The organism is Mesorhizobium muleiense (assembly GCF_900099905.1).
Taxonomy (GTDB): Bacteria; Pseudomonadota; Alphaproteobacteria; order Rhizobiales; family Rhizobiaceae; genus Mesorhizobium; species Mesorhizobium muleiense.
This window is the reverse complement of sequence record NZ_FNEE01000029.1, coordinates 38,464-62,571: the sequence shown is the minus strand read 5'-3', so window position 1 is coordinate 62,571 and position 24,108 is coordinate 38,464. Positions and strand designations below refer to the sequence as shown.

Here is a 24,108-nt window from a genome sequence, read left to right as displayed (position 1 = left end):
CAAGGAGGTCAATGACGTGACGGTTGCCGTATCTCCGGATGGGCTTCCAGCACTGGTGCTGAACGCGGATTACCGTCCGCTCAGCTATTACCCCCTGTCGCTCTGGTCGTGGCAGGACGCCATCAAGGCGGTGTTCCTCGAGCGGGTCAACATCGTCGCCGAATATGAGCACGCGGTGTCGTCGCCGACCTTCTCGATGAAGCTGCCGAGCGTCGTCAGCCTGAAAGCTTATGTGAAGCCATCGCGGCATCCGGCCTTCACCCGCTTCAACGTCTTCCTGCGCGACCGTTTCCAGTGCCAGTATTGCGGCACGCCGGAGGATCTGACCTTCGACCATGTCGTTCCCCGCCATCGCGGCGGCGCAACGACGTGGGAGAATGTCGTCGCCGCCTGCTCGCCCTGCAATCTGAGGAAGGGCGGCATGATGCCGGCGCACGCCAAGATGTGGCCGCTGCAGAAACCTTTTCAGCCGACGGTGCACGACCTGCACAACAATGGCCGCTTGTTCCCGCCCAACCATCTGCATGAAAGCTGGATGGATTATCTCTACTGGGATGTCGAACTGGAGCCATAGAGTTCGGCAGAAATCCGCCATGCCGGTCGCCTGACGAAGCTTTCTGCGCTTCCGGTGCTCACGTACTGTAAGTACGCTCCGCTTCGGTTCTCGAAACCCACGTTCATGCGCTCCGGCCTGACGAATTTCTGGACGAACTCTGCCCTGTGCAGCTCAGTCGCGGGCAAAGGCGCCGCGGAAGGCGATGACGGCCAGGGCAAAACTGGCGATGGCGTTCCAGCCGGCCAGCGACAGGCCAAGGATGCGCACGGCCGCCTTGTCGCAGGAGGGCGGGACGAATCTGTCGAGCGCATCGAGCACGCCCTTGCCGCCGGTATCGACCGGACCGGCAGCCGCTGCACAGTCGGTCGGCCCCGGCCACCACGCCCATTCGACACCGGAGTGATAGACGCCGAGATAGACGCCGTAGACCATCAGCAGGCCGCCGACGGCCAGCAGGCCGCGTGTCAGCCACGCGGGGGCGCGCAATGTCGACGCAGCCGCCGCCAGCAGCATCAGCGGCACGCCGATGTAATAGGGGGTGCGTTGCTCCAGGCAGAGCTTGCAGGGGATGTAGCCGCCGAGATGCTGGAAGGCCAGCGCTGAGCCGACGGTGGCGGCCATGGCGGCGGCGAGGAACAACGCCGTCCGCATGCGCTGGCGTCCAGGGTCGGCATTCACGGTCGCTGTCATCGATCTGCCGTTCGCCTTGTTGTTGAGCATGATCTTTTCCGAAAGCCGGCGCCCACTTTTTGCTACGCTGACCTTCGGTTCGGGATCATGCTCTAAAACGCGTATTTGACGACGATATAGAGCGAAATCAGGGCAGCGGCGCCAGCGCCGGCGATCATGCCGAGGCGTTTTTCGATGAACTCGCGGATCGGTTCGCCATAGCGGCGCAGCAACCAGGCGAGGAACAGGAAGCGGGCGCCGCGCGCCACGATCGCCAGCACGATGAACAGCAGCAAAGGCGTGCCGATGACGCCGGACAGGATCGTCACCACCTTGATCGGCGGCAGATGGGCGAGGCCGGAGGTGATCAGCATCAGGACGATGAATCCGGTGCCCGCCGAGACGCGCAGTGTCTCGAAGTCGTCATACTTGCCGTAGAATTCAAGGATCGGCCGCGCCACCGAGTCATAGGCGTAGTGGCCGATGTACCAGCCGGCTATGCCACCCAGAACGGAGGCCAGCGTGGCGACCAGCGCGTAGCGATAGGCGCGATCCGGCCGCGACAGCGCCATAGGCAGATAGAGCACATCGGCCGGCACCAGAAACACCGAGCTTTCGACGAAAGCGATGAAGGCCAGCCACCATTCGGCGGATTTCTTCGCCGCCAGCGACAAGGTCCAGTCGTAAAGTCCGCGAAGCATCGGCACTCCTGATGCGCGTCGCCCAAAAAGCGCAGCGCCTTTGGGACAACAATGCATAAAAACCAAGACCAAAAGCGCGCCAGATGAATCTCTCCAGACGCGACGCGCTTCAATGCGCTGCCTGTCTAGAAAGATTTTTCGCGCCGCACAATGGCCGCCGCTTCACGAAATCGAAAGGCCGCGGCCGAGCGAAGGCCACATGCCCGGAATTGGCCACCCCGAATTGGCCAGTTGACGAACAGGCCTCCAACCGTATAGTCCGCGCCCATCCAGGCCGCCCGGCCTGAGCCCCTATGGCGGAATTGGTAGACGCGCTCGACTCAAAATCGAGTTCCGCAAGGAGTGCTGGTTCGATCCCGGCTAGGGGCACCATCACCTTTATACCGGTGTTGATTTGCCGGACCTTTTTCTGATTTTTGTCCCACTCGATTTTTGTCCCACTCTTTGTCATCAATTTTTTCGGTGGGACAGTTTCGTCCTGATTTTGTTCCGGAATAACCAAGAGATGGGCGGCCTGTCCAGCCATCCGGCGGCGTTGCGCCTTCCTCGTGTAGTGCGTCGTTTGCTGCTTGGTGGTCCAACCGAAGATCGCCATGAGCTGCTCGTCAGTGGCACCGTTCTCGGCTGCTATAGTGGCTCCTGCTTTTCGAAGGCCGTGAAGGGTGCAGTGGGGCAACTCCGCTTGATCGCACCAGTCCCGCATTTTGTTACCAAGTGAATTAACGGTGAATGGTTTTCCCCACTCCGACGTCAAGAAGGTCAGGTCACCGCAGGCACTGGCGTCGATTGTCGCCCTCAACTGAGGAAGAATGGGAAGCTCCGTCCCAGAGCGGAAGTTCGGCAGGCCTGAGTGTGAGGGTCAGGCGGCACCTTCGATCCGCCGGAGGACTATCAGCTGATGGCGCGAAATATTTGCCATTTTTCTGGAATGCCCTTCAGGGTGTGGGTTCCGAAGTTCTCGAACTTGATGCCAGAGCCCGCGACCAGATCCTTCACAGTACGCGACACGAGCACGTCATCGGCACGACCGAGATGCGCTACACGCGACGCGATGTGTACGGCGATCCCGCGCACGTCGTCATCGATCAGCTCAACCTCGCCTGTGTGCACGCCTATTCGCACTGGAACGTCCAGCCGCTGCAAAGAAGCGCGAATCGCGCTGGCGCAATGGATAGCCCGTGCCGGACCATCAAAGGTGGCCAAAAAGCCGTCGCCGAGGGTTTTCACTTCTTTCCCTCGGAAGTTTGAAAGCTCCTGACGCACCGTCTTGTCATGGGTTTTAAGAAGATCGCTCCAGCCGAGATCGCCTCTGGAATCCACGCGCGCTGTCGAACCGACGATGTCGGTAAATACGACTGTGGAGAGCACGCGGTCGATGACAGTGGACGACCGTGATCCGGTCAAGAATTCCCGCATCTCCGCCAGTATCCAGTCACCGGCATCGAGGAATGGGATGTGGTCGGTTCCCGGGAACTCAACCAACCGGGCATGCGGGATGCCCGCGGCCAACTCGCGACCGCCTTCGACGCTGATCAAGGTGTCGTCCGTCAGGTGGAGAACCAGGGTTGGAACCTGAATGGAATGCAGGATTCCGGAAATATCGATCTCGCGATTCATGCGCATGAGCGCCATCGCGGCAGACGGGCTGGCACCGAGCCGCTCGAATTTGCCCCACCACTGCTGCAGAGCAGCGTCATCGGCCTTCGAAGGGGCGAAGTTCGGCAGACTCGCGCCGCTTCCCCAGTGCTCGTCGATGTAGCTGATCAGAGCTTCGAACTCCTCATCGGTCGCTATCCAGTGGAGAAACCGCGCAAAAGCGCCATAGAGCACGAGCGATTGGGTCCTCTCAGGGTGGCTGGCGGCGAAGAGCGCGGCAAGCGATCCGCCTTCTGAAATTCCAAACTGGGCCGCGCTCTCAATGCCAAGGCGCGAACGTCGTCCATGCGCTCATCCATGACCGGCAGGTGTGCGACGCGGTCGGAGAGTCCGGTGCCGCGCTTATCGAAAAGGATAACGCGGCAAAAGCTCCCGAGCTTGCCCAGCCAGCGCGCAAAACGCGGCTCGTCCCAATAATTTTCGATGTGAGATACGAATCCCGGTGCCATGACGAGGTCGCGGCCCTCGCCGAAAACCTGGTAGGCAACGTGGACATCGCCGCTCTTGGCATAATGCGTGGTGGGCTGCATATCGGATACCTCCCGCGATTTGCTCATGCACTCCTTCAATCAGGGAGCCAAAGCGGCCCGGGAAGCGTAATGATCTATCCTTCGCAACGCCGTGGCAGCCGCTTATCTTATCACATGCTCAGCTTCGATTCTCGCCGAACGTGGCGCGGTTCTGGTGCCGCCGCGCGGGAGAAAAATTGGCGATGCGCTCATACGCTGGTGAGCCCGCTTACGGGACTATCACGACTAGCACCGGAAGGGCTGGACAGTTCCAGTTCCACGGTGGAACTAGACGCGGTCGCCGTCTCACATCGCCCCTGATTGCCACGCGATGGTAGTGTCTGGCCGAGCAGAAGAGGGTCGGTACTTGACGATCTCCTCCAGCATGAAATCGAAGAATGCCCGGATTTTTCGCCCGCTTGTGCAGGTCGGGATGGATGAGAATCCAGGAGCCGCCGATAAGGCCCGGCTGCGGATCAATGACGCGCACGATATCCTCTTCCGCATCGCCGATCTGGCATGGCAGCAAGCCCAGCCCGAAGCCCGATTGGATAGCAAACAGGAGCCCCAGAACGCTGTTGCTGCGGCAGGCGATCTCGCAGTCCGAAGCCATTGCACGCAGCCAACGCGCCGGTGTGATGTTTTCGATCGGCCCTTCGAATCCGATCGTTGAGGTCGTCGGGCGTGGTCGGCCTGCCGGAACGTTCAACATAGCTGCGGCTGCCGTAGACCGCCCAGGACTGGTCCGACAGTTTGCGTCCGATCAGCGAGTCTTTGCCAGGAGGTCCGGCGCGCGGCGCTACTGAACCCATGACGAACAGCGGATCCCAGCATGTGAGCGAAGTCGTTCTGACGTTGTTGGATGTTTGTTCGCCCAAAGTCGCATAAGAGTGCAGTCTGGAACTGGCCTCTCGCGAGGGCCATCGACCGATCGCATCAGGTCGTATCTAAGGCCATAAGAAAAACCGGCAGTTTGCCCAATCCTTGCTGCGACTGCGCTGAGTCAAGCTCTGATCGGGCGCGTTGCCCGACCGTTGTGCGGGAGGGACTCTATGGCCCAGCAGGAGCAGGTGCAGCTGGAGGGCAGCGCCGCGGACTTAACGAGCGCTACTGTTATGACAGCAGGAACGAAGAAGCAGTCCTCATGGGCCGATGCATGCTATGCACGCCCAGCATGGTGCGGACATAGGCGAACTCCGGCGAAGAGTTTGACAGCGGAGATCAGCGCAAGATGTCCGACAGGCTCTCAGGCTTCTTCTCGCCAAGCGACAGATCAAGGCCCGACAGAAGGTCGATGAGATGACTTCGCATCAGGTCGGACGCGTTTTTTGCGTCGTGCTTTTCGATGGCATCGACGAGGGCGCGATGGGCGTGGCTTTCGCAGGTGGTGTCGCGGCGGTGCCAGTAGAGCGCGATGATCAGCGATGACCGCGACAACAGGTCTTTGACGAAGCCGGTCAGGATCGAATGGCCGGCGATTTCAGCGATGCCGACATGGAATTTTGCCGACAGCATTATGGCGTCGCTGTCGCGGCCGGCATGCAGGGCCTCGTGCTCTTTTTCGAGATGAAGCCGCAGTTGCGCGATCTCGGCCGGCTTTGCCACGTCGGCGGCAAGCGCCGCGACCTTGGGCTCGATCAGCGCCCGCGCTTCGAACACCTCGCGCGCTTCCTGCTTGGTCGGCTGGGCGACGAACGCGCCGCGGTTCGGCTCGAGCCGGGCCAAGCGGTCATGCGACAGCGCCTGCAGCGCCGCGCGTATCACCGCGCGGCTCACCGAATAGATCGAGGCGAGTTCGTCCTCGGGTAGTTTTGTGCCCGGTGCGAGGCGGTGGCTGACGATGGCGTCGCGCAGGCCGGCATAGACCGGAAACCAGCGCATCGCCGGCTTGTCGTCCCGTGTCTTTGGTCGAAGCAGGTCCATCGTCTCATTGTCCCGGCGGCCGGATCGCATAGCGGCGCGAGCACCGCGTTTCAGGCCGGACATCGAACATCCTGTGCGGGAATGTCAACAAATTTGCACGCATCAGGGTGCACGGCCGGAGGGCGAGAAGGGCGCAAAGATTCCGGCGAAGGATTTTTCGAGTGGAAGCTGGTAGCCGCCGCGCTTCGAGGTCGACAGGCCAAGGCCGACGAGGCTCTCGCAGAGTTTTACCGCGCAGGCGACGCCGTCGAGCACGGGAAGGCCATGTTCGCGGCTGAGCGCGGCGGCGAGGTCGGCCATGCCGGCGCATCCCAGCACAATCGCTTCGGCCCGGTCGTCGCGGATGGCGCGCTCGATCTCCTCCGAAATTCGATGGCGGGCGTTGGAGCCGGGCACTTCGAGCTCCAGAACGGGAACGTCGCTTGCCCGCACCCTGGCGCAGCGGCTGGCGAGGCCGTAGCGCACCAGATTGTGCTCAATCGCCGGCACCGAACGCGACAGCGTCGTCACCACGCTGAACTTGCCGGCAATCAGGCTCGCCATGTGAAACGCCGCTTCGCCGATGCCGACCACCGGCATCTCGCCAACGCAGCGTACTGCGTCGAGGCCGGTGTCGTCGAAGCAGGCGATGACGCAGGCGCTCGCCGCCGGATGTCTCTGGATCTCGCCGATCATTCCCGGGATGGCGAAGACCTCGTCGAAATAGCCTTCGACGCTCGGCGGCCCGTCCTTCGGATTGACGGCGATGATCCTGGTGCCGGCCGAAGCCGCGCCGCGCGCCGCCTCGCCGATCTTTTCGGTCATGGACGCGGTGGTGTTGGGATTGACGACGAGTATGTCCATTTGCGCTTTCATATTTCGCCGCCGAGATAGAGTTTCTTGACCCGGTCGTCGCCAAGCAGCTCAGCCGAATGTCCGGCCAGCGCGATCTTTCCGGTCGTCAGCGCGTAGGCGCGCTGCGAGATGCGCAGCGCCATGCGCGAATTCTGCTCGACCAAGAGAACGCTGACCTTTTCGTCGCGATTGATCGCCACGATGGAGCGGGCGATGTCCTGGACGAGCTTCGGCGCGACGCCGAGCGAGGGTTCATCGAGCAGCAGAAGCTTCGGTTTGGCCATCAGCGCCCGCCCGATCACCAGCATCTGCTGTTCGCCGCCGCTCATCGTGCCCGCCGTCTGGGAATAGCGTTCCTTCAGGCGCGGAAAGCGCCCGAGCACCATGTCCAGCGTCCTGGCGATTTCGGCCTTGTCGGTGCGGGTGAAGGCACCCATCATCAGATTGTCGCGCACCGTCATGTAGGAAAAGACGCGCCGACCCTCCGGCACCATGGCGATGCCCATCCTGACCAGCTCGTCCGGGCGCGTTCCGTCGATGCGGTGGCCCCGGAAATGAATCTCGCCGCTGCGGACTTTCTTCAGGCCGGTGATGGCGCGCAGGATCGAGGATTTGCCCGCGCCGTTCGCGCCGATCAGCGCGACGGTCTCGCCCTCGTTGACGTTGAGCGACACGCCCTTCAATGCATAGACATGGTCGTAGTAGAGTTCGACGTCGGAGACTTTCAGCAGTTCGCTCATGGCTAAAATCCGATCGTCTCATCTTCGGCGCCGAGATAGGCCTCGATGACCTTTTCGTTCTCCTGGATTTCCTTCGGCGTTCCCTCGGCGATTTTCACACCGAAGTTCAGGACGACGATGCGGTCGGAGATGTTCATGACGGCGGGCATATCGTGCTCGACCAGCAGGACAGTCACGCCGCGCTTCCGCACGCCGCGCACCATCTCCACCGCGCGCACGGTTTCGTCATGGTTCATGCCGGCGAAGGGCTCGTCGAGCAGAAGCACGGTCGGGTTGGTGGCGAGCCCGATGGCAATCCCGAGCGCGCGCAGATGGCCGTGCGGCAGCGTGCTGGCGATCTCATGCCGTTGCGCGCCGAGATCGAGGAAGTCGATGATCTCGTCGGCCGAGCGGCCGAATTCATCCTCGTCGCGCCGAGCGGTATTCGTGCCGAGATAGAAGCCGGCAAGGCTGGCATTGGAACGCAGGTGATGCGCAATGATGACATTGTCGCGCACCGTCATGCCCTTGAAGATCGTCGTCTCCTGGAACGTGCGCACAACGCCCTTCCGGGCGACGATATGCGGCGCCAGGCCTGAAATCCGCTCTCCCCGGAACAGCACTTCGCCCGAGGTCGGATTGAGGAAAGAGGAAATCAGCTTGAACAGCGTCGACTTGCCGGCGCCGTTGGGGCCGATGACGGAGAGGATTTCGCGTTCGCGGACCGCGAAGGAAACATTGTTGACCGCGACCAGCCCGCCGAAGCGTTTGGTCACGGCCTTGATCTGGAGAAGCTCAGTCATGGTCCTAGCCCTGCTTCTTGCCGAACAGCCTGAGGCTGAGCAGGCCGTTGGGAAGGAACAGCATCAGCGCGATCAGCACCGAAGAGAAGATCAGCAACTGGAACTCGCCGGTCTCGAACAGGAAATCCCAGCCGAAATAGAGCACGAAGGTGCCGATCATCGGCCCGAAGACGTGGCCGAGCCCGCCGAGGAAGCAGTTCAGCATGAAGTTCACCGAGTCGGTGACGGTGAAGCTCGACGGATAGATCGACTGCGAGATGGCGACGAACATCGCACCGCCGAGACCGCCGAGGAATGAGGAGATGGCGTAGGCGATAACGCGCAGATAGGCGATGTTGACGCCGATCGAGGAGGCCAGTTCCTCGTTCTGCTGCAACGACTGGCAGAGTTTGCCGATGCGCGAATGGACTAGGCGGTAGAGCGCCGCAAAGCACAGCACCATCAGCACAACCGACACCAGATAGAAGGCGGGACGCGGATTGGCGAGCGTCGCGAAATCGGGAAGGATGGTCAGCCCGAAGATCGAGATGCCGCCGGGGAGCGGAATGCTGACCATGCCCTTGGCGCCGTTGGTGATCGGCAGCGCCAGTGCCAGCAGCCGCGCCACTTCGGTCAAAACCAGCGTGACCATAGCGAAATAGACGCCGCGGAGCCTGAGGATCGGCAGTCCGATCAGCACGCTTGCAGCGGCGCAGAACAGCCCGGCCAGCGGCAGTGTCAGCCAGAACGACACACCGTACTGGACAACAAGAATGGCCGAAACATAGCCGCCCATAAGCGCGAAGGCGCCCTGGCCGATATTGATGCGGCCGATGTAGAAAGTCACCCACACCCCGGCGCTGGCGATGCTGAGCAACGCGACCGAGGTCAGCGTGTAGTAGAGGTCGAGCCGACCGGTCGCTTCGATCAGCCAGGGCACGCCGACGAGTACGACCAGCAGGAAGACAGCGACGGCGATGATGTTGCGTGTACGCTTCATGTCCATCATCCCCACGGCTTGCCCATGAGCCCGTTCGGGCGGATGCTCAGGAACACCATCAGCGCGGCGAAGATGACGAGATAAGTGACGTCGCCATATTGGCGTAGCACCGTCAGGCCGACCGATTCCATCATGCCAAGGATGAAGCCGCCGGCGATCGCTCCGCTGACCACGCCGGCCCCGCCGATCATCACCATCAAGAACGCCTTGATCGAGATCGGCCCGCCGATGCCCGAATTGACGCCGGTGATGGCGACCAGCAGCCCGCCGACTATGCCGGCAAGCATGGCGCCGAGCGCAAAGCCGATCATCGAATAGCGGTCGACCTCGACGCCCATCAGCTGCGCCGCGACCCGGTCCTGCGCCAGCGCCCGCATGGCGCGTCCCGGCTTGCTGTACTGCATGAAAAGCACGAAGGAGGCGATGAACAGTATGGCGAGTGCGCCGACCAGCAGCCGGTCGTAAGGCATTATGAGGCTGTCGGACACGAAGACGCCGTTGACGATCTTCGGCACTCCGCGCTGCTTTTCACCGAACAGGAGGAGGATCACGGCGTCGAGGAAGAATGCGACCGCCGCCGCGAGAAGCATCGTACTTTCCTCCCGCACGCTTCGCCTAATCACCGTTCTGAAAAGGAATTTCTCGACCAGCGCTCCAATGACCAGCAGCGTGATCCCGGACGCGACGAGCGCGACGACGAAAGGCATGCCGAGCTGGCCATAGACGGTGTAGGTGACGAAGCCGCCGAGAACGTACATCTGCCCATGGGCAAAGTTAAGCACGTTCATCAGCGCGAAGATCAGGGTCAGACCGAGCGCGATCAAGGCGTATTGCGCGCCAAGATAAAGCCCGTTGGCGATGACTTGTTCCATCAGGATGGTTCCGGCCGTTCAGAGGCTGAAGACGAATGCTCGAGCCTCTGCGGCAATCCGCTTCGGTGCAGTTGCGTCAATCGACTTGAGCGACGAAGAGCGTCTCGAACTTGCCGTCGCGGTATTCCGTGACCACCATCGGGACCGAAAGCTGGCGCTTCTGGCCAAACGACGTCATTCCGACATAGGTCAGCTTGGCATCGTCCTTCAGATAGGGATTGGGCGCCGAGAAAGTGTCGATCGTCTTCTTGAACTCCTCGACATTGTCGATCGCGGCCGGGTTCGCCTTCAGCGTCTCGATGATGTATTCGAGCGCGGAGACCTTGGTGTTGGACTCGTCATTGTATTCGCCGAACATTTTCGTATAGCGTTCGACGAACTCCTTCATCGTGTCGGACGCGATTTCGGGCGTCGATGCGCCGCCGACCGAGATGAAGCCGTTGGCCAACTCGCCCGCGCCCTCTTCCAGCACCTTGGCATCCTGCGCCGTTTCGGTGGAGATCAGGCCTTCGTAGCCGAGCTCGCGCGCGGCGCGGATCAGCAGCGGCGCATTGCCCGGCGCGACGCCCGAAAGCACCAGCAGGTCCGGTTTTTGCAAAACGATCGGCGTCAGTACCGGCGTGAAATCGCGGGTATCGTTTTGGTAGACATCCGTGGCAGCCACAACCTCGAGCCCGAGTGCCTTTGCCGCGGCAACACCGCCATCCCGCTGGCTCAGCGGATCGGATTCGTTGGCGGCGACAAAGGCAACTTTTTTCACGCCCCTGTTTTCCATGAGATATTTGTAGATCGCCGGAGCCGACTGGTAGTTGGCGATCATGCCGAGCACGGCGTTGGACGCCGGCGGGGTGTAGAGTTCCTTCGGGAATGCGTAGGGAAAATAGATGATGCCCTTGGATTCTGCCACGGGACGCACCGCCGCCGCGCCGTCGTCGACATTCGGACCGACGACATAGTGGATGCCCTCCTGGGCCATCTTCTCCATGCCGGCGATCGCCCGCTTCGGGTCCTTCTGGTCGTCGAAGGTGACGATTTTGATGTCATAGGTCTCGTCACCAATCTTCACACCGCCGGTTTCGTTGATCCAGGTGGCGCGTGTCTGCATCGAGCGGACGTTGGATGTGCCCCACGCAGCGGCCGCGCCACTCGTCACGCCGACAAAGCCGATCTTGAGTTCCTTGTTGGCGGCGTGCACCGTGATTGTGCCGCCGGCCATGATTGCCAGCGCGGAGACGGCGCCGAGCGCGGCGAATGTGATTATTGAACGTCTGTTGATCATTGTTCTTTCCCCTTTGGAGGCCGCGCATTGTTGCGACAGAACTCGACCGATACGCGGACTTTTTTGAGTGAAGGCTCAAATCAATCACCTGTCAACAAAACTTTTAAAGATTGTTGACAATCTTGTGAGCGGTCGTAGATGAAGGACGTAGGACCGATCGCGGTTCGGTGCTTTGCTCGAGAGCTTCGTGGTGTCGGAATTCCTGAAGCTCGCATCCGTGGTCAGAGCGACGGGTGTCTTTCCCACACTACCGGACCAAGGATCAGGACGAGGTCGACGTCGTGATCGAGGATCGACGCGGTCGGGTCGTCGGTATCGAGGTGAAGGCCTCCGCAACGGTTCCGCAGGACTTTCGGGGATTGCGCCAGTTGCAGGAAGGAGTCCGCGATCGTTTTGTGCGCGGGCTGGTGCTGCACGACCATCACCGTGTGACGCCGTTCGGCGAAAAATTGCAAGTTCTGTGGTCGATGTAAAGTTGCATAAAATGCGGCGTGGAACTCGAACGTTCCGCTCAGGGCAGGCGCGCGGCCGCAAACTGTGGTAGGTGCTCGTTGCACATATCTTGGTCGCCCAGAGTGCCTCGTTGAGGCCATGCCGGCAAAGGCGGAAAGATGTCGGCCTACACGCGTTGGCCCGTTGGCAAGGGCTGTAATTGCCCCTTGGCGTGCTCGGAAGTTAGGGCATGTGGAACGATGTCCCTATCGCAGTGTTAAATGGCGAAAAGAGGGAGGCAGTACGGTGGCTAATCTCAAAGAGACGGCATTGGTCGCGCGGCTGGCGGCGCGGCACAGGTTGTCAAGGGACGCGGTAGAGACCGTGCTGCGTGCCCTGCGCTCGGGCGGCGGTTCCATGGCCCAATTCAGCCATGCCGAATTCGGCGGCATGTCGCAGTGGTCATCAGGCATGACAATGGTCGGCGACATGTTCAACGATGCGCTAAGGGCGAAGCTGAACGCTGTGGCCACGGATCTCGCAGCTTATCTGCGGGAGAATCCTGAGGTGCCCCATAATGAGCCTGCCGAAGTGAGCTATAGATCGCAGCAGCAGGTACCTGAAAGTTGGCCGGGCGGACTCGGCATACCCTCATCGACCGGATCGCAGAACCATTTGCGCTACGCGATCTATCCCAACACGCGGCGACTGGTCATCGAGGATGCCGGCCGGCGCACGATGTACGACACCGGCGATCACGTTATTTCGGGGATCGCCCAGGCGCAAAGTACGGATGCGACACTGACATTCCGCAGCCAGAACGGCCTTGTGCGGCTCTCGGAGCTGAAGAAGGTCGAGGCTTAAGGCGCGGCCCTACTAATGCCTCGCGGTAAGGCTCCCGCCCCGCGCCACGGCGCGCATTTCGTCGTTTGGCTTTATCTTCAGGTCGACGAAGGCGGCACACAGACCGGTCAGGAACGGGTGGTGTCCGTGCCGTACGACGCGCATATGACGTTCGACAATCTCGCCACCCAGGCTTTCGAGAAGGCGCACGCCATGCTTCGCGCCTGCTGCGAGATAGATGAGTCCATGTGGTGGAAGCAGTTCAACCGCAGCCTGGCGCCGCTGCCCGAATGGACGCCGGGCCCTCAATAGTTGGCAGACGCCCGAACCGGTCATTGCCGCCATCCTGAGCGGGCTTACGACTCCGAAACCTTGACCCCTGGCAATTTCGAATCACTGTGACCGCTCGACCGCCAAATGTCGGCGCGTCGGCTCTTTCGGCAGCCTGAAGGAATTCGACAACGGTCGACATCAGACGCTCGGCAACTTTTCGGTTCATGGCCAGTTCGATCGGGTCAGAATCAGTATCCAGTTCAAGAATACCGATCAGCGGATCTCGTGAGATTAGGGTGGGCATCGCTGGCAAGCAGTTTGTTGTATCCCGTTTTGCTGGGCTTGCGCTTCATGTGTGTCTCCGGCGGGAAGTGCGCGGTTCGGCGATTCTTCGCCTAAGTAGAGCGACACACTAGGACGGACGATCGATGCGCCGCTCATAAAGCTTCCCCGCAAGCTCATGGTGCCGTTGCTCCAACGCCATCCACCGGGCGAGGTCAGTCCGAACGTCGATCGCGGACAATTCGGCAAGGATTGCCTTGATCTCGGCTATGATACTCTGGGCTTCTTGGTCGTCGCTGGGAATGATCATGCTCGCCTCCTAGATGGGCAGCAAACCACGGAATGCCCCATTTCAATAGTCCGTCGGGGAACCAAAGGAAATCAAAATGACGCGCTCGGCAGGGTTCGAACCTGCAACCTACGGATTCGAAGTCCGGTGCTCTATCCAGTTGAGCTACGAGCGCATGGCGGGTTGGGAATCGAGCGTTCCGGTGGGCCGACGTGAACAACCCGAGAGAGGCGGAGGCGATGGCGCCGTTCTGATCACCGGTCGCTATGGCAGGTCGTAGGTAGTGACGGTCGGCAGCGACCGTATCTCGCCCTTATTCTCGCCCGCTCAAGTGATTGCCGCCTCGTGGAAACCGGCTGTTTTCGAGGCTACCTGTTGAAATGCTCTGGATATCTGGAAGTACCCACAGTCAGAGCAGTCGAACTCCAGATAGTCACCGGCAGTCAGTTGTGATTGTTTCGCCGCCTTCCTGCAAATCGGGCACGGAGCCGAAAGCTTTGCCATTCCATGTCCTCCCAATACGCTTGAAAGAAACCATACGCGGCACTCACGCACAAGCAGCGCTATTGCGTTGATGGAGTTCTTGATCGACGACCGCCCTTGGCTACCAAGCGCAACGAACGCCGGCGGAAGAAAGAGGCGGCTTAAGAAAGTGACTTGGCTAGATCAACCGATGCCGCTCCTTAGATTCGTTTGCCCGTCGCCTCGTGCCACTGGTGTCATTGGTTTTAGCTCGCTGCGCCGCGCCGCTTTGAGCCCGATCTGAGTTTTTCTTCCTTCCGCTAGCGCCGCCTTCATTCTCCCATCGCTCGATCGCCCTCCGTTCGAGCGCCTTACGCGTCTTAAGCACGTCGAACTCAATGCCGACGCCAGCCGATAGAGCTTCACTCGCGATGGCGTCGGCAAGATCGGCGTCGGAGATTTCCAGTTCAGGAAAGATCTGTCTTATTGCTGCTACGGCTTCCGAGAGAGCAAATGGTTTCAGGTCTCTTTGGACCTCGTTGAGGAAGGCGCTAATTGCGGCGCGCACTTCAGGCTGAATTCGGTGGGTCGGGTCCGCGCTATTCATGGCGATTCTCCCTGGCAATCGTCTTAACGGTGCATACGCGTTGAGGGTTCCCCCACGCGCGCGGGCAGCAGTATTCGCGGGTAGCGACCACAGCCGGTGTGGCTTTCCTTGCTTTACAGAACGAGCTTGGCCGCATGCGCGACGCCGCCAGCCGAGGCAGTCTGGTCGCCAACCTCGACATCGGCCCGATCGAGTACGCGGACATCGGATCCCGCCCAGTTCAAGTGGGATCAAGCCACTCGGGAGTGGCGCCGGGGTTGAATGTTCTCCAAGCAGACTTGCGTTTTCTTCAAGCCAACATCCGCTACTGTGATGGCTTTCGGATGCGGGCGGTTCCACGTGTTGGCCTGGTGCCGGAGCCGACGTCCGAAAGCCTCCGGGGAACGAACCCGCGGGATGGCGTGCAATCGGTCCCAAGACCGAGCCGAGCGGGATTCGAACTTCTACGTCGAGGTAATTACGCCGTCGGCTAATTCCGCTGATCCAGCGAAAACAGCCGTTCAAATACAAAGCAGGAATGACCGCTTGGTCCGCTTCCACGACCTCCTTGGCGACCCACTCCGTTTCCTGCCGGGACCCCTTATCACTGAGGATGCAAACCCGACTAGGGTGAACTGCCCGGAAGCGGCGCCAGTCGATCTCTGTTGCCAGCCGCCGGGTGATGGCTGTCGCGTGGCGGCACCAAGGCGGTCAGAACCCCGACTGACGCCGGAGCCATTTTTCCGACTCTTTGCCGAAAAAATCCAACAATATCATGCCGTTAAACGTCTAAAATGGTAGAGGGAAGGGCGCTGGAAACTAACCTTCTCCATTTTCGGCAATTCGCCAACCGTCGCGATCTCGCGATCGAGCAGCGTCCTCCAGTCACTCATAGCCTGTCATCTCGAGATAGCCGCGCCCGGCATGGGTGCCCTCAAATCGGATCGGGCCTTCCCAATAGGGAAAGCGTGTGTCCATCCAGGCTTCTGGGTTTAGCGTCCGGATGGTCACATCCACCCCTTTTTCCGACAATTGCACCCTCCAGCGGATCGGCACGCTACGTCCCGCGACTGCCGCCGTTTCGAGCGGCGTCACCCTTAGCGCGCCGGGGGCCTGCGGCTGCTGCCTGCCGTCGGCCTTGATCCATGTGGCCGATGTAAAGCCCGCGCCTCTGTCGCGCAGGCGAAAGCCCATCATCTTTTCGCCGCTGTCGAAATGCAGCGAGAACCAGTCCCACCCGGTTTGATCCTCAGCCAGCGGCTGCGAGGACCATTCGTGGTCCAACCACGCCTGACCGGTCACCGCAATCGCGCCTGCCGGAAGGGTCAGCGTGCCGGTCACGTGGTAGAATGGTTGCGAGTAATAATAGCTCGCCTGCCCCTTCTCGGATTTCACCGAATAGCCTTGCACTCCCTGCGGCACCAGAGGGCCTTTGGCGTCCAACGCCAGTTCGTAGGAAAACGCCTGTCCCGCCGCACGCAGATCGAGCGCCGACAGCGCATCCGCCTCTGGCAGGGCCCGGCCTGCCATCTGCCAGTTGTCAATCCAGGCCGCAAAGGGCGCAGCCGTAACCCCCGCTTGGCCGATGCCGCCCCGTGCCATCCGTTCGGCCACGAATTGGTGCGTTTGCGTCGTCAGTCCCGCATGGCCCATCCAAAGCTGCGGACTGGACCAGCCTGACCGCTCCACCGGGGCCAGGGCGGATCGGAAAAGAGTCCATTGCACGCCATAGTCCGCTCCATCCGCAGCTTGCAGGTTGGCGGTCAAATACCACCATTCGATCCGGTAACCGGGGTGCGGGCCGTGGTCTGCCGGAAAGTTGAATGCAGTCCCCGGCTGCGGCACTGAAAACCCGTCAGCCTCTGTGCCAAGCCCAGCAAAACCTTGGCCAAAGGCAGGTGCGGCCAAGCACATATAGATCAGCAATGCTCTAACGCTCATGTGCAAATACCTTCAGCAAATCCGATGGCGAAAGACGCGCCAGCCGCCAGGCAGGCACGGCGGCTGCAAGTCCGGCCGCCAGCAGCGCGAGCGCCGCCAGCCGCGCCCAGTCACCGGGAAAAAGGTGCATCGGCAGACGCCAGCCAAAAGCCTCGACATTCACCACCGCCAGCAGAACAAAGGCGAGCCCGATACCTACAGGCAGAGCGGCCAGCATGGTCAAGGCTGCCAACAACAAGCCGCGCCAAAGCTCCAGCCATACGAGGTGGCGGCGGGGCAGACCCATGGCCCAGACCGGCGCCAGTTGCGGCAGGCGCATCCCCGACAGGGTCATGAGGCTCGCAAACATCGCCAGCCCCGCGACTCCCAGCGTCAGCACATTCAGCGCGGCTGTCACTCTGAATGTGCGCTCAAACACTTTGAGCGAAAAGACCTTGATCCCGGCCTGGTCAATCACGTTCTGCGCGGGCAGCCCGAATTCCGCCCGCAAACCCGCAGCCAGTGCTTCGGCCTTGCCGGGGGCAATCCGAATGGCATAGCGCAGGCGGGAGACGTCAGGATAGTGCTGGAGCAGTGTGTCGATCCCGATGATCACTTGGCCGATCGGGTTGCCATAGTCGGCATAGACGCCGACGATGCTGGCCCGCCAGCCACCGGGCAGCGTGATCTGGTCCCCCAAGCCCAACTCCTGGCGCCGCGCCAGTTGTTCGTTGATCAGGGCGCCGTCGCCTGTGGCGATCCGGTCCCACACCTCCGGCACTGCAGAGAGGATCGGCCAGTTGTCGCGATAGGTGGCATGATCGGCCACGCCGTATATTGCCGCGGGCTGGCCTGCGACCCGGCCCTCAATGCTCCAGATCGGCAGGAGCGCGTCGCTGCGCTGGGCCAGCCAGTCGTGTATCGCCGTGGCCTCTGCTTCAGTGCGGGCGGTCACGTAAAGCTCAGAGGCGAGACGCTGATCGAGCCAGCCGGTGAAGGTCAGCCGAAAGCTCGACACCATCGTGCTGACGCCCACATTGACGGCCAGCGCAAGCAGCAGTGCCATTAGCGCCAATGACAGGCCGGGAAGCTGTTGACGCGTGTCGGCCCAAAACCATTCAGCCAATGGTCCACGCGCCAAGCGGCCGCCAAGGTGCAATATCCCCGTCAGCACGAGCGGCAGCGCCAGTGCCGCCCCCAACAGCAGTGCCGCCAGAAGCGCAAAACCCGCCTCGAGGCCGGATCCGAACTGTGCAATTCCCGCCGCCGTCAACAGGAGCACCATCGCAGCCACGCCTTGCGCGCGCAGGGCCCGCTCCGAAGCCCGCGCCCAGGCCCGAGGCTGGGCCGACGCAAGCAGCGGCAGGTGCCATAGCCGCCAGAGGCTCTGTGCGGCCGCTACCAGCGTGCCGATTACCGCGATCGCCAGCCCCGCTGCCCACACTGCGGGGCGGATCGACAGCGTTCCCGGCACATCGGCCCCGTAAAGCCCGCGCAGGGTGGCGGCGACGTCGGGCAAAAGGGCCGAGGCGACTACATAGCCAAGTGCCACGCCCACCAGTCCCGCGAGGAGGGCGAAGATCAGCAACTCGGCGATCAGCAAAAGGACCAGCACGCGGGACGGCAAGCCCAGTGCGCGCAGCGTGCGAAATACCTGGCGGCGCTGTTCAAAAGCCAGACCGATGGCGGAATGCACGATGAAGAGCCCCACCGCAAAGGCAAGAAAACCGAAAGCCGTCAGGTTCAGGTGAAAACTGTCGGTCAGCCTGGCAAGATCCCCCGTTTCGCTCGGCTCGCGCAGGGTCAGGCCGGGGGCTGTCACCTTTAAAGGGGCACGGCCAATCGGTTGGTCCGGCCAGAGCAAAAGACGAGAGATCTTGTCCTTTGCCCCAAGCAAGACCTGCGCCTGCCCGATGTCGGTGAGGACTGTGCCAGGCGGCAAACCCTCGGCCACGCGCACGGGAGGTGTTGCTTGCTCGGTTAGTCGTGCCGCGGTTTCCGGAGCTGCATAGAGCACACCGGGCGCCGTGATGAACGGCAATAGCTCATCACCCACCGCAACATCCACCTGCTGCGCCTGCGGCGGCAAAGTCAGTGGGTCAATGCCGAGGACGCGCAACCGCACATCCCCAAACCGCATTTCACCTTCAATCACCGGCGAAGCCAGCCAGCCTGCTCGCCGCAGTCTCACAAACACCTGTTGATCCATCCGGGCCCCGTCCTCACGCACCAGTTGCGCGAGCCGGTCCTGCCCAAGGATCGCCGCTGCACGGTCATAGCTCGCCCGCGCCTCACCGTTGATCGCCTGAACCGCTGACCACAACGCCGTTGCCAGCGATAGCCCCAAAAGCAGCATCGCCAGTTGGACAGGGCGCCTGCGCCAATGCGACAAGAGAGCTGACAACCCGGTCCACACCATCAAGCCAGCCGTCCCGCGTGCAGGTGAACGTGGGCGTTCAGCCGGTTTGCCAGACGGTTGGAATGGGTAACCATTAACAGGGCGGCACCCGTTTCAGCCACCAGCGACAGCATAAGATCGAGTACAGCGTCCCCTGTTGCTTCATCGAGATTGCCCGTGGGCTCATCGGCCAAAACCAGCCGGGGCCGAGCGGCCAAGGTCCGGCCGATCGCCACCCGCTGTTGCTGGCCGGCCGACAGTTGTTCAGGGTAGCGCGTGAGGACTTGGGCGAGGCCCAGCCGTTTGGAAAGGACTTTCAACCATGCCGGATCAGGGCGGCCAGCAAGCCGAGCCTGAAAGGCAAGGTTGGCCGCCACATCAAGCGAAGGGATCAGGTTGAACTGCTGGAACACAAGTCCGACTGTTCCCCGCCGCAGGGCGGCAAGGGCTGTATCGTTCAGCCCCACAATATTGGTACCGCCAAGGTGGATTTCTCCCGCATCAGGGCTGTCGAGCCCTGCAACAAGGTGCAAAAGCGTGCTCTTGCCGCTGCCAGACTCGCCGGTCAGCGCAAGGCTCTTGCCCGCCTCCAGCGAAAGATCGATCCCGTGCAGAACATGCAACGGCCCCTCGCCAGTGGGGTAGAATTTGTCGATCCGGTGCAGCCTCAGCAGCATGTTACTCCCCGGAGGTCCGCGTGCATCTGACACGGCATGCCCGTGAAATAGCGCCAAACAACGACCCCTTTCATACAGCCTCCAAACCCACTGCCTTAATTGGACAATGGGTTTTTTCAGAGGGCTCGCGTTTTGCATCTAACGCGACCTCCACTTGGAATTCGATGTACAATTACGATCTAGAGCGGTTCTCAGCTAGGCGGGATAGGCGTTGACCGTACCGTCGCAACTCACTCTCCAAACGGAACTGGAGCGCTGTCTTCAATTCCTCAGCAGTGCCGATGCCGTTGTTGAAAAGCGCCATGATTATGCCTGCAGCCTGGTCACACTCAGGCGTGCTTGGCTCTATGCCAGCCTCTCGGCAATACACGATCAAACCTTTCGGGCAACGAGTTCCTCTTCGATCTTTGCGCGGTTGTTTCCATACTTTTTTACCAGCCTGAGGGCATCAGCCCGTTCGAGATGGTGCTTCTTCATGAGGTACCCGACTTCATAGTCTTCGCCACCGTCGACCCGTGCTCTATCTTGCGGACCACGCTTTGACTTGTCGTCTGCCATGACAACCTCCATGGGCGATCGCCTCGCCCAACGTGTCAAGGATAATCCTCTAATCGTCGGGGACAAGGACGTAGTCCCCAACCATGTCGAAACCGCACAACTCCGCGGTCGCAGGGATAAGCCGATCCCTTACGGGGAACGCTTTGCTCGTCCGCCGTCGAAGCGTTGAGGTGACGAGCCGTAGGGGGCTGCTGTTCTGCTTGTGACCCGAGCAGAGTCTCACACGCGACGGCGGCATGGCTGCTTTGCGCCCATGTCGGCCGTAGAGTGCGACTTTGCCACTGCCCATAAGCAGACATCGGCGGGGAACACGCTGCAGGCCGCGGTTGCGCCAATTGGCGGCGTTTTGCGGGTTCTCACCGAATGTCAGGCCTTCGACACACGAACTCGCGTGTTATCGCGATGCCTTTGTGATATGTTTCCTGCCCCACCGAAGCGAGGCCAAATGGCTGCGGAGGGAGCCCAATGAATATCGCAGTTTGGCTCAGAGGTTTAGGCCTGGAGCAGTACATTTTGGCTTTCGACGAAAACGCGATTGATGCCGAAATACTGCCGCGCCTCACCGCCGAGGACTTAAAAGAAATCGGGGTTGCCGCGCTTGCCCACCGCAAGCGCATCCTGGAGGCAATTGCCGCGATGCAAGGAGAGCCGGCGTTAGAGCCGGCGAAACCAGCTTCAACCTCACCAATCCGAACGTCGGCTTCGGTTGACCGCTCCGGCGAACCTGGACGGCCTCGCGAGGCAGAACGGCGTCAATTGACGGTCATGTTCGTGGATCTCGTCGGTTCTACCGCGCTTGCGACGCGGCTTGACCCTGAGGAGATGCGCGACCTCTTAAGGAAGTTTCAGAATACTGTCGCTGGCGAAGTCGTTCGCTACGAGGGGCACGTCGCCAAGCTTATGGGCGACGGAGTATTGGCCTATTTCGGTTGGCCGCAGGCACACGAGGACGAGGCCGAGCGCGCTGTTCGCGCGGCGCTTGCGGTGGTCGCTGCCGTAGCCGACTTGTCTTTGGATGACGGGCAGCAACTTTCGGTCCGGGTCGGCATTGCAACTGGCGTCGTAGTCGTGGGCGACCTGATTGGTGTAGGTGCCGCGCAAGAGAATGCAGTCGTGGGCGAGACCCCTAATCTTGCAGCTCGGCTCCAAACTTTGGCCGAGCCGGGAACGGTAGTCATCTCGGAGCTTACCTATAGACTTATCGGAAAGCTGTTCGAGGTGACCAGAATCCGGCCGCAGCGGTTGCCAGGCTTCGACGCGCCCATAAACGCATTCAAGGTGATTGGAGAGGGACGCGCCGAGAGTCGTTTCGAAGCACTTCACGCAGCCGAAGCTGCGCCGCTTACAGGGCGGGAACATGACATCGCCCTGCTCCTCGATCGGTGGCGGCTTGCCGCTTCCGGGGAAGGCCAAGTTGTCGAGCTATTCGGCGAGGCTGGCATAGGCAAGTCCCGCATTCTGCAAGAACTGCTGGAGCGCCTAAAAGACGAGGCACACACGCGACTGCGGTATTACTGCTCGCCTTATCACCTCGAAACCGCCCTCTATCCTGTGACGGATCAGTTGCTCCGGGCCGGGAACATCAAGCGGACGGACCCGCCCGAGCGTCAGCTTGATTTTCTTGAGCAACTGCTCGCCGGTTCGACAAAGAACCCCAATGAGGCGATACCACTAATCGCGGCATTGCTGTCGATCCCGACCGAGGGACACTATCCCAAGCTCGACCTGATGGCGCAAAAACAGAAGTCTCGCACATTCGAGGTGCTGATCGAGCAGCTGGAGGCACTGGCCCGCAGCAAGCCGGTCCTGATGCAGCTTGAGGATGCGCATTATCTTGATCCGATGTCCGCCGAGCTCTTCGACCAAATCGCGGGCCGGATTCAACACTTGCCTATAATGCTGATTGCAACTTCGCGACCGGAAGGCGCAGTGCGCTGGGCTGGTCTTCCGCACGCGACTTTTTTGACCCTGAATCGGCTCAGCCGTTCCCAAGCGGCCTCTATCATTGCAGCGATGACGGGGGGCAAGCAGTTGCCAGCAACAGTGCTGGATCAGGTTCTGTCGAAGACCGAGGGCGTGCCGCTTTTCGTGGAAGAGTTGACGAAGGTGGTGCTTGAATCGGGCCTGCTTGAAGAGCGTGACGGCGAACTCGTGCTGGCGGGCCCACTGCCTCCGTTTGCCGTCCCGGCCACTCTGCACGACTCGCTGATGGCCCGGCTCGATCGGTTGGCTTCGGTCCGGGAGGTCGCGCAGATCGGGGCAGTGATCGGTCGCGAGTTCAAGCACGAGTTGCTTGCCGCAGCCGCTGGACTTCCTGATTTTGAGCTTGAGCGGGCAACGAACGAGCTAGTAGCGGCCGGCCTTGTTTTCCGCCGCGGCAGTAACAGCCAAGTAACTTACGTCTTCAAGCATGCGCTCGTGCGGGATGCGGCCTACAGCAGCCTCCTGCACAGCCGCCGCCAGCAGCTTCATGCCCGGATTGCGTCCATTCTCGAGGAACGCTTCCCCGAAATCGTAACCACAGAGCCCGAACTGCTTGCCCACCACTTTGGTCAGGCGGGCCTTGTGAAAAAGGCTGTCGAGTACAATGAACTCGCTGGTCGTCGGGCGCTTTCTCGCTCTGTCCTGACTGAGGCGCTCGCCAGATTCGACAACGCCCTAACCGGGCTTTCGGCGATGCCACCATCCGAAGAGCGTTCGCGGCGCGAACTTGCAACTCAGTTGGCGCTCGGCAGTACCCACGTTGCTGCGCACGGCTTCGCCGCACCCTCGACAGCGACCGCTTATGGTCGCGCGCGAGAGCTCTGTGAAGAGCTGAGCGATACACGTCAGCTCTTTCCGGTTCTTTACGGTCTATGTCTTTACCACCTCTATGCTGCCGAGTTGGCGGAGGCCCGCAGCGCAGCGGACCGCCTGCTTGAATTGGCGGAAGCGAGCAACGACTGTGGACTGTCGTTCTTTGCTCATCGGGCAGCTGGGGTCAGCGCGCTGCCTGCCGGCGAATTCGCCCGCGCCCGGGCACATCTCGAGCAGGCCTTGGCTCTCTACGATCCCCAGGAGCACAGATCGCCGGCGTTTGTTTACGCCTTCGACCCACGGGTCGTGTGCCTGGACTATCTCGCCCGCACATTGCTGCCGCTTGGGTTTCCTGATCAGGCTCTGGCGGCCAACAACGAGGCGGTTGCTGAAGCGCATCGTGTGGGTCATCGCAACAGCCTTGCTCTGCCATTATTCTTCGGCGGCGTCATTCGCCAGATCCTTGGCGATCGCGAAAGTGTCCGGGAATGCTGCGCAGAGTTGACCCGCATTGCCAGCGAAGCTGGATTCCGCTTTTGGCTTGCCGGCGCCACAATCTTGAGTGCTTGGACACTCGCTGAGGCGGGCGATGCCGATCGGGGTCGCCTGGAACTCCAACGAGGCCTTGTTGAGTGGCGTGCGACCGGCGCGGAATTCATGGTTCCTTATTTCATCGCTCTTCAGGCGCAGATCGAGGTCAGAGCCGGCGACCACAATGTTGCACTCCGTTTGCTTGAAGAAGCACATGCCAGGATCGAACGCACCGATGAACGATGGTTTGCAGCCGAGGTGCTACGCCTACAGGGCGAGGTGCTCCTGCAATCGGGGGAAGACGGAGTTGCACTCGCCGAAAATCGCCTTTCTGACGCGTTGGCGATTGCCCAGGCCCAGGGCGCGCGATTCTGGGAGCTGCGTGCTGCACTGAGCCTCGCGCGGGCCGACTGTCCCATTTCTGGTGCTCGCGAGCGGCTCGCACTCATCATTTCCGGGTTTACCGAGGGACAAACGTTGCCTGACCTGCAAGCCGCACGAGCACTCGCAACACCGGCTGAAAGCCTTCGGGCGGCCAATTAATAGAAATTGGCGACAGAC

General features: G+C 61.2%; 23 protein-coding genes, 2 tRNA genes and 1 pseudogene. 7 read left to right on the top strand and 19 right to left on the bottom strand.

The features are described from left to right. Positions 1-16 precede the first annotated feature (16 nt). Positions 17-574 carry an HNH endonuclease gene (locus tag BLT09_RS30060; RefSeq protein WP_023797250.1) on the top strand — a complete coding sequence of 186 codons (558 nt, stop codon included), beginning with the start codon at positions 17-19 and terminating at the stop codon, positions 572-574. A 153-nt stretch (positions 575-727) separates the two neighbouring features. Here BLT09_RS30060 and BLT09_RS30055 read toward each other — a convergent pair whose 3' ends face one another. Both BLT09_RS30055 and BLT09_RS30050 read right to left on the bottom strand, forming a co-directional pair. Then, positions 728-1,246 (bottom strand): disulfide bond formation protein B, encoded by a 519-nt coding sequence (locus tag BLT09_RS30055; protein WP_091600147.1) that lies wholly within the window; start codon positions 1,244-1,246, stop codon positions 728-730. Between the two features lie 92 nt (positions 1,247-1,338). After that, positions 1,339-1,926, bottom strand: a complete 588-nt coding sequence (locus tag BLT09_RS30050; RefSeq protein ID WP_091600122.1) for a YqaA family protein — start codon at positions 1,924-1,926, stop codon at positions 1,339-1,341. A 287-nt stretch (positions 1,927-2,213) separates the two neighbouring features. Between BLT09_RS30050 and BLT09_RS30045 the strand changes: the two genes are divergently transcribed. Continuing rightward, a tRNA-Leu gene (locus BLT09_RS30045) sits at positions 2,214-2,298 on the top strand. Positions 2,299-2,473: 175 nt separating this feature from the next. Here the strand turns inward: BLT09_RS30045 and BLT09_RS35600 are convergent. The 3 genes and pseudogenes from BLT09_RS35600 to BLT09_RS35295 all read right to left on the bottom strand — a co-directional run. Continuing rightward, positions 2,474-2,680, bottom strand: a pseudogene (locus tag BLT09_RS35600) (tyrosine-type recombinase/integrase); the annotation flags it as partial. 137 nt (positions 2,681-2,817) lie between these two features. Next, complete coding sequence (locus BLT09_RS30035) at positions 2,818-3,822, bottom strand: adenylate/guanylate cyclase domain-containing protein (protein ID WP_236473670.1); 1,005 nt, start codon at positions 3,820-3,822, stop codon at positions 2,818-2,820. After that, on the bottom strand, positions 3,717-4,151 hold the full coding sequence (locus BLT09_RS35295; RefSeq protein ID WP_244529174.1) for an alpha/beta fold hydrolase: 435 nt from the start codon (positions 4,149-4,151) through the stop codon (positions 3,717-3,719). Before BLT09_RS35295 ends, BLT09_RS30035 begins: the two co-directional genes overlap by 106 nt. Before the next feature lie 307 nt (positions 4,152-4,458). Between BLT09_RS35295 and BLT09_RS30030 the strand changes: the two genes are divergently transcribed. Next, complete coding sequence (locus BLT09_RS30030) at positions 4,459-4,764, top strand: hypothetical protein (RefSeq protein ID WP_139172714.1); 306 nt, start codon at positions 4,459-4,461, stop codon at positions 4,762-4,764. A gap of 548 nt (positions 4,765-5,312) precedes the next feature. Here BLT09_RS30030 and BLT09_RS30025 read toward each other — a convergent pair. The 7 genes from BLT09_RS30025 to BLT09_RS29995 all read right to left on the bottom strand — a co-directional run bounded on the left by BLT09_RS30025 (position 5,313) and on the right by BLT09_RS29995 (position 11,500). After that, positions 5,313-6,014 carry a GntR family transcriptional regulator gene (locus BLT09_RS30025; protein ID WP_031254144.1) on the bottom strand — a complete coding sequence of 234 codons (702 nt, stop codon included), beginning with the start codon at positions 6,012-6,014 and terminating at the stop codon, positions 5,313-5,315. A 102-nt stretch (positions 6,015-6,116) separates the two neighbouring features. Further along, positions 6,117-6,857: an aspartate/glutamate racemase family protein gene (locus BLT09_RS30020; RefSeq protein ID WP_091600145.1), complete on the bottom strand. Its 741-nt coding sequence runs from the start codon at positions 6,855-6,857 to the stop codon at positions 6,117-6,119. 8 nt (positions 6,858-6,865) lie between these two features. After that, positions 6,866-7,588 carry an ABC transporter ATP-binding protein gene (locus BLT09_RS30015; protein ID WP_023797265.1) on the bottom strand — a complete coding sequence of 241 codons (723 nt, stop codon included), beginning with the start codon at positions 7,586-7,588 and terminating at the stop codon, positions 6,866-6,868. A gap of 2 nt (positions 7,589-7,590) precedes the next feature. Beyond that, entirely contained in the window at positions 7,591-8,370 is a 780-nt protein-coding gene (locus tag BLT09_RS30010; RefSeq protein ID WP_091600118.1) for an ABC transporter ATP-binding protein, read from the bottom strand. A gap of 4 nt (positions 8,371-8,374) precedes the next feature. Further along, positions 8,375-9,349 (bottom strand): branched-chain amino acid ABC transporter permease, encoded by a 975-nt coding sequence (locus tag BLT09_RS30005; RefSeq protein ID WP_091600143.1) that lies wholly within the window; start codon positions 9,347-9,349, stop codon positions 8,375-8,377. 5 nt (positions 9,350-9,354) lie between these two features. Beyond that, complete coding sequence (locus BLT09_RS30000) at positions 9,355-10,221, bottom strand: branched-chain amino acid ABC transporter permease (RefSeq protein ID WP_091600116.1); 867 nt, start codon at positions 10,219-10,221, stop codon at positions 9,355-9,357. A 76-nt stretch (positions 10,222-10,297) separates the two neighbouring features. Beyond that, positions 10,298-11,500, bottom strand: coding sequence for an ABC transporter substrate-binding protein (locus BLT09_RS29995; protein WP_091600114.1), 1,203 nt, complete (start codon positions 11,498-11,500; stop codon positions 10,298-10,300). Positions 11,501-11,733: 233 nt separating this feature from the next. Between BLT09_RS29995 and BLT09_RS29990 the strand changes: the two genes are divergently transcribed. The 3 genes from BLT09_RS29990 to BLT09_RS29980 all read left to right on the top strand — a co-directional run bounded on the left by BLT09_RS29990 (position 11,734) and on the right by BLT09_RS29980 (position 13,087). Next, entirely contained in the window at positions 11,734-11,973 is a 240-nt protein-coding gene (locus tag BLT09_RS29990) for a DUF4143 domain-containing protein (RefSeq protein ID WP_236368688.1), read from the top strand. 289 nt (positions 11,974-12,262) lie between these two features. After that, the gene (locus BLT09_RS29985; protein ID WP_236473668.1) at positions 12,263-12,796 is read left to right on the top strand and encodes a hypothetical protein; all 534 of its coding nucleotides are present in this window, start codon (positions 12,263-12,265) and stop codon (positions 12,794-12,796) included. A gap of 15 nt (positions 12,797-12,811) precedes the next feature. Next, a complete protein-coding gene (locus BLT09_RS29980; RefSeq protein ID WP_091600110.1) occupies positions 12,812-13,087 on the top strand; it encodes a hypothetical protein in 276 nt (91 codons plus the stop codon). Positions 13,088-13,460: 373 nt separating this feature from the next. Here the strand turns inward: BLT09_RS29980 and BLT09_RS29975 are convergent, their stop codons facing one another. From BLT09_RS29975 to BLT09_RS29945, 7 genes are all read right to left on the bottom strand, one after another. After that, positions 13,461-13,640 (bottom strand): hypothetical protein, encoded by a 180-nt coding sequence (locus BLT09_RS29975; RefSeq protein WP_023797270.1) that lies wholly within the window; start codon positions 13,638-13,640, stop codon positions 13,461-13,463. A gap of 80 nt (positions 13,641-13,720) precedes the next feature. Continuing rightward, positions 13,721-13,794, bottom strand: a tRNA-Arg gene (locus BLT09_RS29970). 486 nt (positions 13,795-14,280) lie between these two features. After that, complete coding sequence (locus BLT09_RS29965) at positions 14,281-14,688, bottom strand: hypothetical protein (protein ID WP_091600108.1); 408 nt, start codon at positions 14,686-14,688, stop codon at positions 14,281-14,283. 864 nt (positions 14,689-15,552) lie between these two features. Beyond that, positions 15,553-16,608 carry a lipocalin-like domain-containing protein gene (locus BLT09_RS29960; protein ID WP_091600106.1) on the bottom strand — a complete coding sequence of 352 codons (1,056 nt, stop codon included), beginning with the start codon at positions 16,606-16,608 and terminating at the stop codon, positions 15,553-15,555. Next, positions 16,598-19,006 (bottom strand): ABC transporter permease, encoded by a 2,409-nt coding sequence (locus BLT09_RS29955; RefSeq protein WP_208602561.1) that lies wholly within the window; start codon positions 19,004-19,006, stop codon positions 16,598-16,600. The genes BLT09_RS29960 and BLT09_RS29955 overlap by 11 nt, the downstream gene beginning before the upstream one ends. Continuing rightward, on the bottom strand, positions 19,006-19,662 hold the full coding sequence (locus BLT09_RS29950; protein ID WP_031254148.1) for an ABC transporter ATP-binding protein: 657 nt from the start codon (positions 19,660-19,662) through the stop codon (positions 19,006-19,008). The genes BLT09_RS29955 and BLT09_RS29950 overlap by 1 nt, the downstream gene beginning before the upstream one ends. A gap of 372 nt (positions 19,663-20,034) precedes the next feature. Continuing rightward, positions 20,035-20,220, bottom strand: coding sequence for a DUF3606 domain-containing protein (locus tag BLT09_RS29945; RefSeq protein ID WP_077380219.1), 186 nt, complete (start codon positions 20,218-20,220; stop codon positions 20,035-20,037). A 465-nt stretch (positions 20,221-20,685) separates the two neighbouring features. Between BLT09_RS29945 and BLT09_RS29940 the strand changes: the two genes are divergently transcribed. Further along, positions 20,686-24,090: an adenylate/guanylate cyclase domain-containing protein gene (locus tag BLT09_RS29940; RefSeq protein WP_091600104.1), complete on the top strand. Its 3,405-nt coding sequence runs from the start codon at positions 20,686-20,688 to the stop codon at positions 24,088-24,090. The last annotated feature ends 18 nt before the right edge of the window (positions 24,091-24,108 follow it).

What these genes read in the sequence shown, in the direction of transcription:
- BLT09_RS29960 (WP_091600106.1), bottom strand. Translation starts at nt 16,608, where the DNA reads ATGAGCGTTAGAGCATTGCTGATCTATATGTGCTTGGCCGCACCTGCC.
- BLT09_RS29945 (WP_077380219.1), bottom strand. Translation starts at nt 20,220, where the DNA reads ATGGCAGACGACAAGTCAAAGCGTGGTCCGCAAGATAGAGCACGGGTC.
- BLT09_RS29995 (WP_091600114.1), bottom strand. Translation starts at nt 11,500, where the DNA reads ATGATCAACAGACGTTCAATAATCACATTCGCCGCGCTCGGCGCCGTC.
- BLT09_RS29950 (WP_031254148.1), bottom strand. Translation starts at nt 19,662, where the DNA reads ATGCTGCTGAGGCTGCACCGGATCGACAAATTCTACCCCACTGGCGAG.
- BLT09_RS30015 (WP_023797265.1), bottom strand. Translation starts at nt 7,588, where the DNA reads ATGAGCGAACTGCTGAAAGTCTCCGACGTCGAACTCTACTACGACCAT.
- BLT09_RS30010 (WP_091600118.1), bottom strand. Translation starts at nt 8,370, where the DNA reads ATGACTGAGCTTCTCCAGATCAAGGCCGTGACCAAACGCTTCGGCGGG.
- BLT09_RS30025 (WP_031254144.1), bottom strand. Translation starts at nt 6,014, where the DNA reads ATGGACCTGCTTCGACCAAAGACACGGGACGACAAGCCGGCGATGCGC.
- BLT09_RS29940 (WP_091600104.1), top strand. Translation starts at nt 20,686, where the DNA reads ATGAATATCGCAGTTTGGCTCAGAGGTTTAGGCCTGGAGCAGTACATT.
- BLT09_RS30055 (WP_091600147.1), bottom strand. Translation starts at nt 1,246, where the DNA reads ATGACAGCGACCGTGAATGCCGACCCTGGACGCCAGCGCATGCGGACG.
- BLT09_RS29980 (WP_091600110.1), top strand. Translation starts at nt 12,812, where the DNA reads ATGCCTCGCGGTAAGGCTCCCGCCCCGCGCCACGGCGCGCATTTCGTC.
- BLT09_RS30000 (WP_091600116.1), bottom strand. Translation starts at nt 10,221, where the DNA reads ATGGAACAAGTCATCGCCAACGGGCTTTATCTTGGCGCGCAATACGCC.
- BLT09_RS29955 (WP_208602561.1), bottom strand. Translation starts at nt 19,006, where the DNA reads ATGGTGTGGACCGGGTTGTCAGCTCTCTTGTCGCATTGGCGCAGGCGC.
- BLT09_RS29965 (WP_091600108.1), bottom strand. Translation starts at nt 14,688, where the DNA reads ATGAATAGCGCGGACCCGACCCACCGAATTCAGCCTGAAGTGCGCGCC.
- BLT09_RS30005 (WP_091600143.1), bottom strand. Translation starts at nt 9,349, where the DNA reads ATGAAGCGTACACGCAACATCATCGCCGTCGCTGTCTTCCTGCTGGTC.
- BLT09_RS30050 (WP_091600122.1), bottom strand. Translation starts at nt 1,926, where the DNA reads ATGCTTCGCGGACTTTACGACTGGACCTTGTCGCTGGCGGCGAAGAAA.
- BLT09_RS30020 (WP_091600145.1), bottom strand. Translation starts at nt 6,857, where the DNA reads ATGGACATACTCGTCGTCAATCCCAACACCACCGCGTCCATGACCGAA.
- BLT09_RS29975 (WP_023797270.1), bottom strand. Translation starts at nt 13,640, where the DNA reads ATGATCATTCCCAGCGACGACCAAGAAGCCCAGAGTATCATAGCCGAG.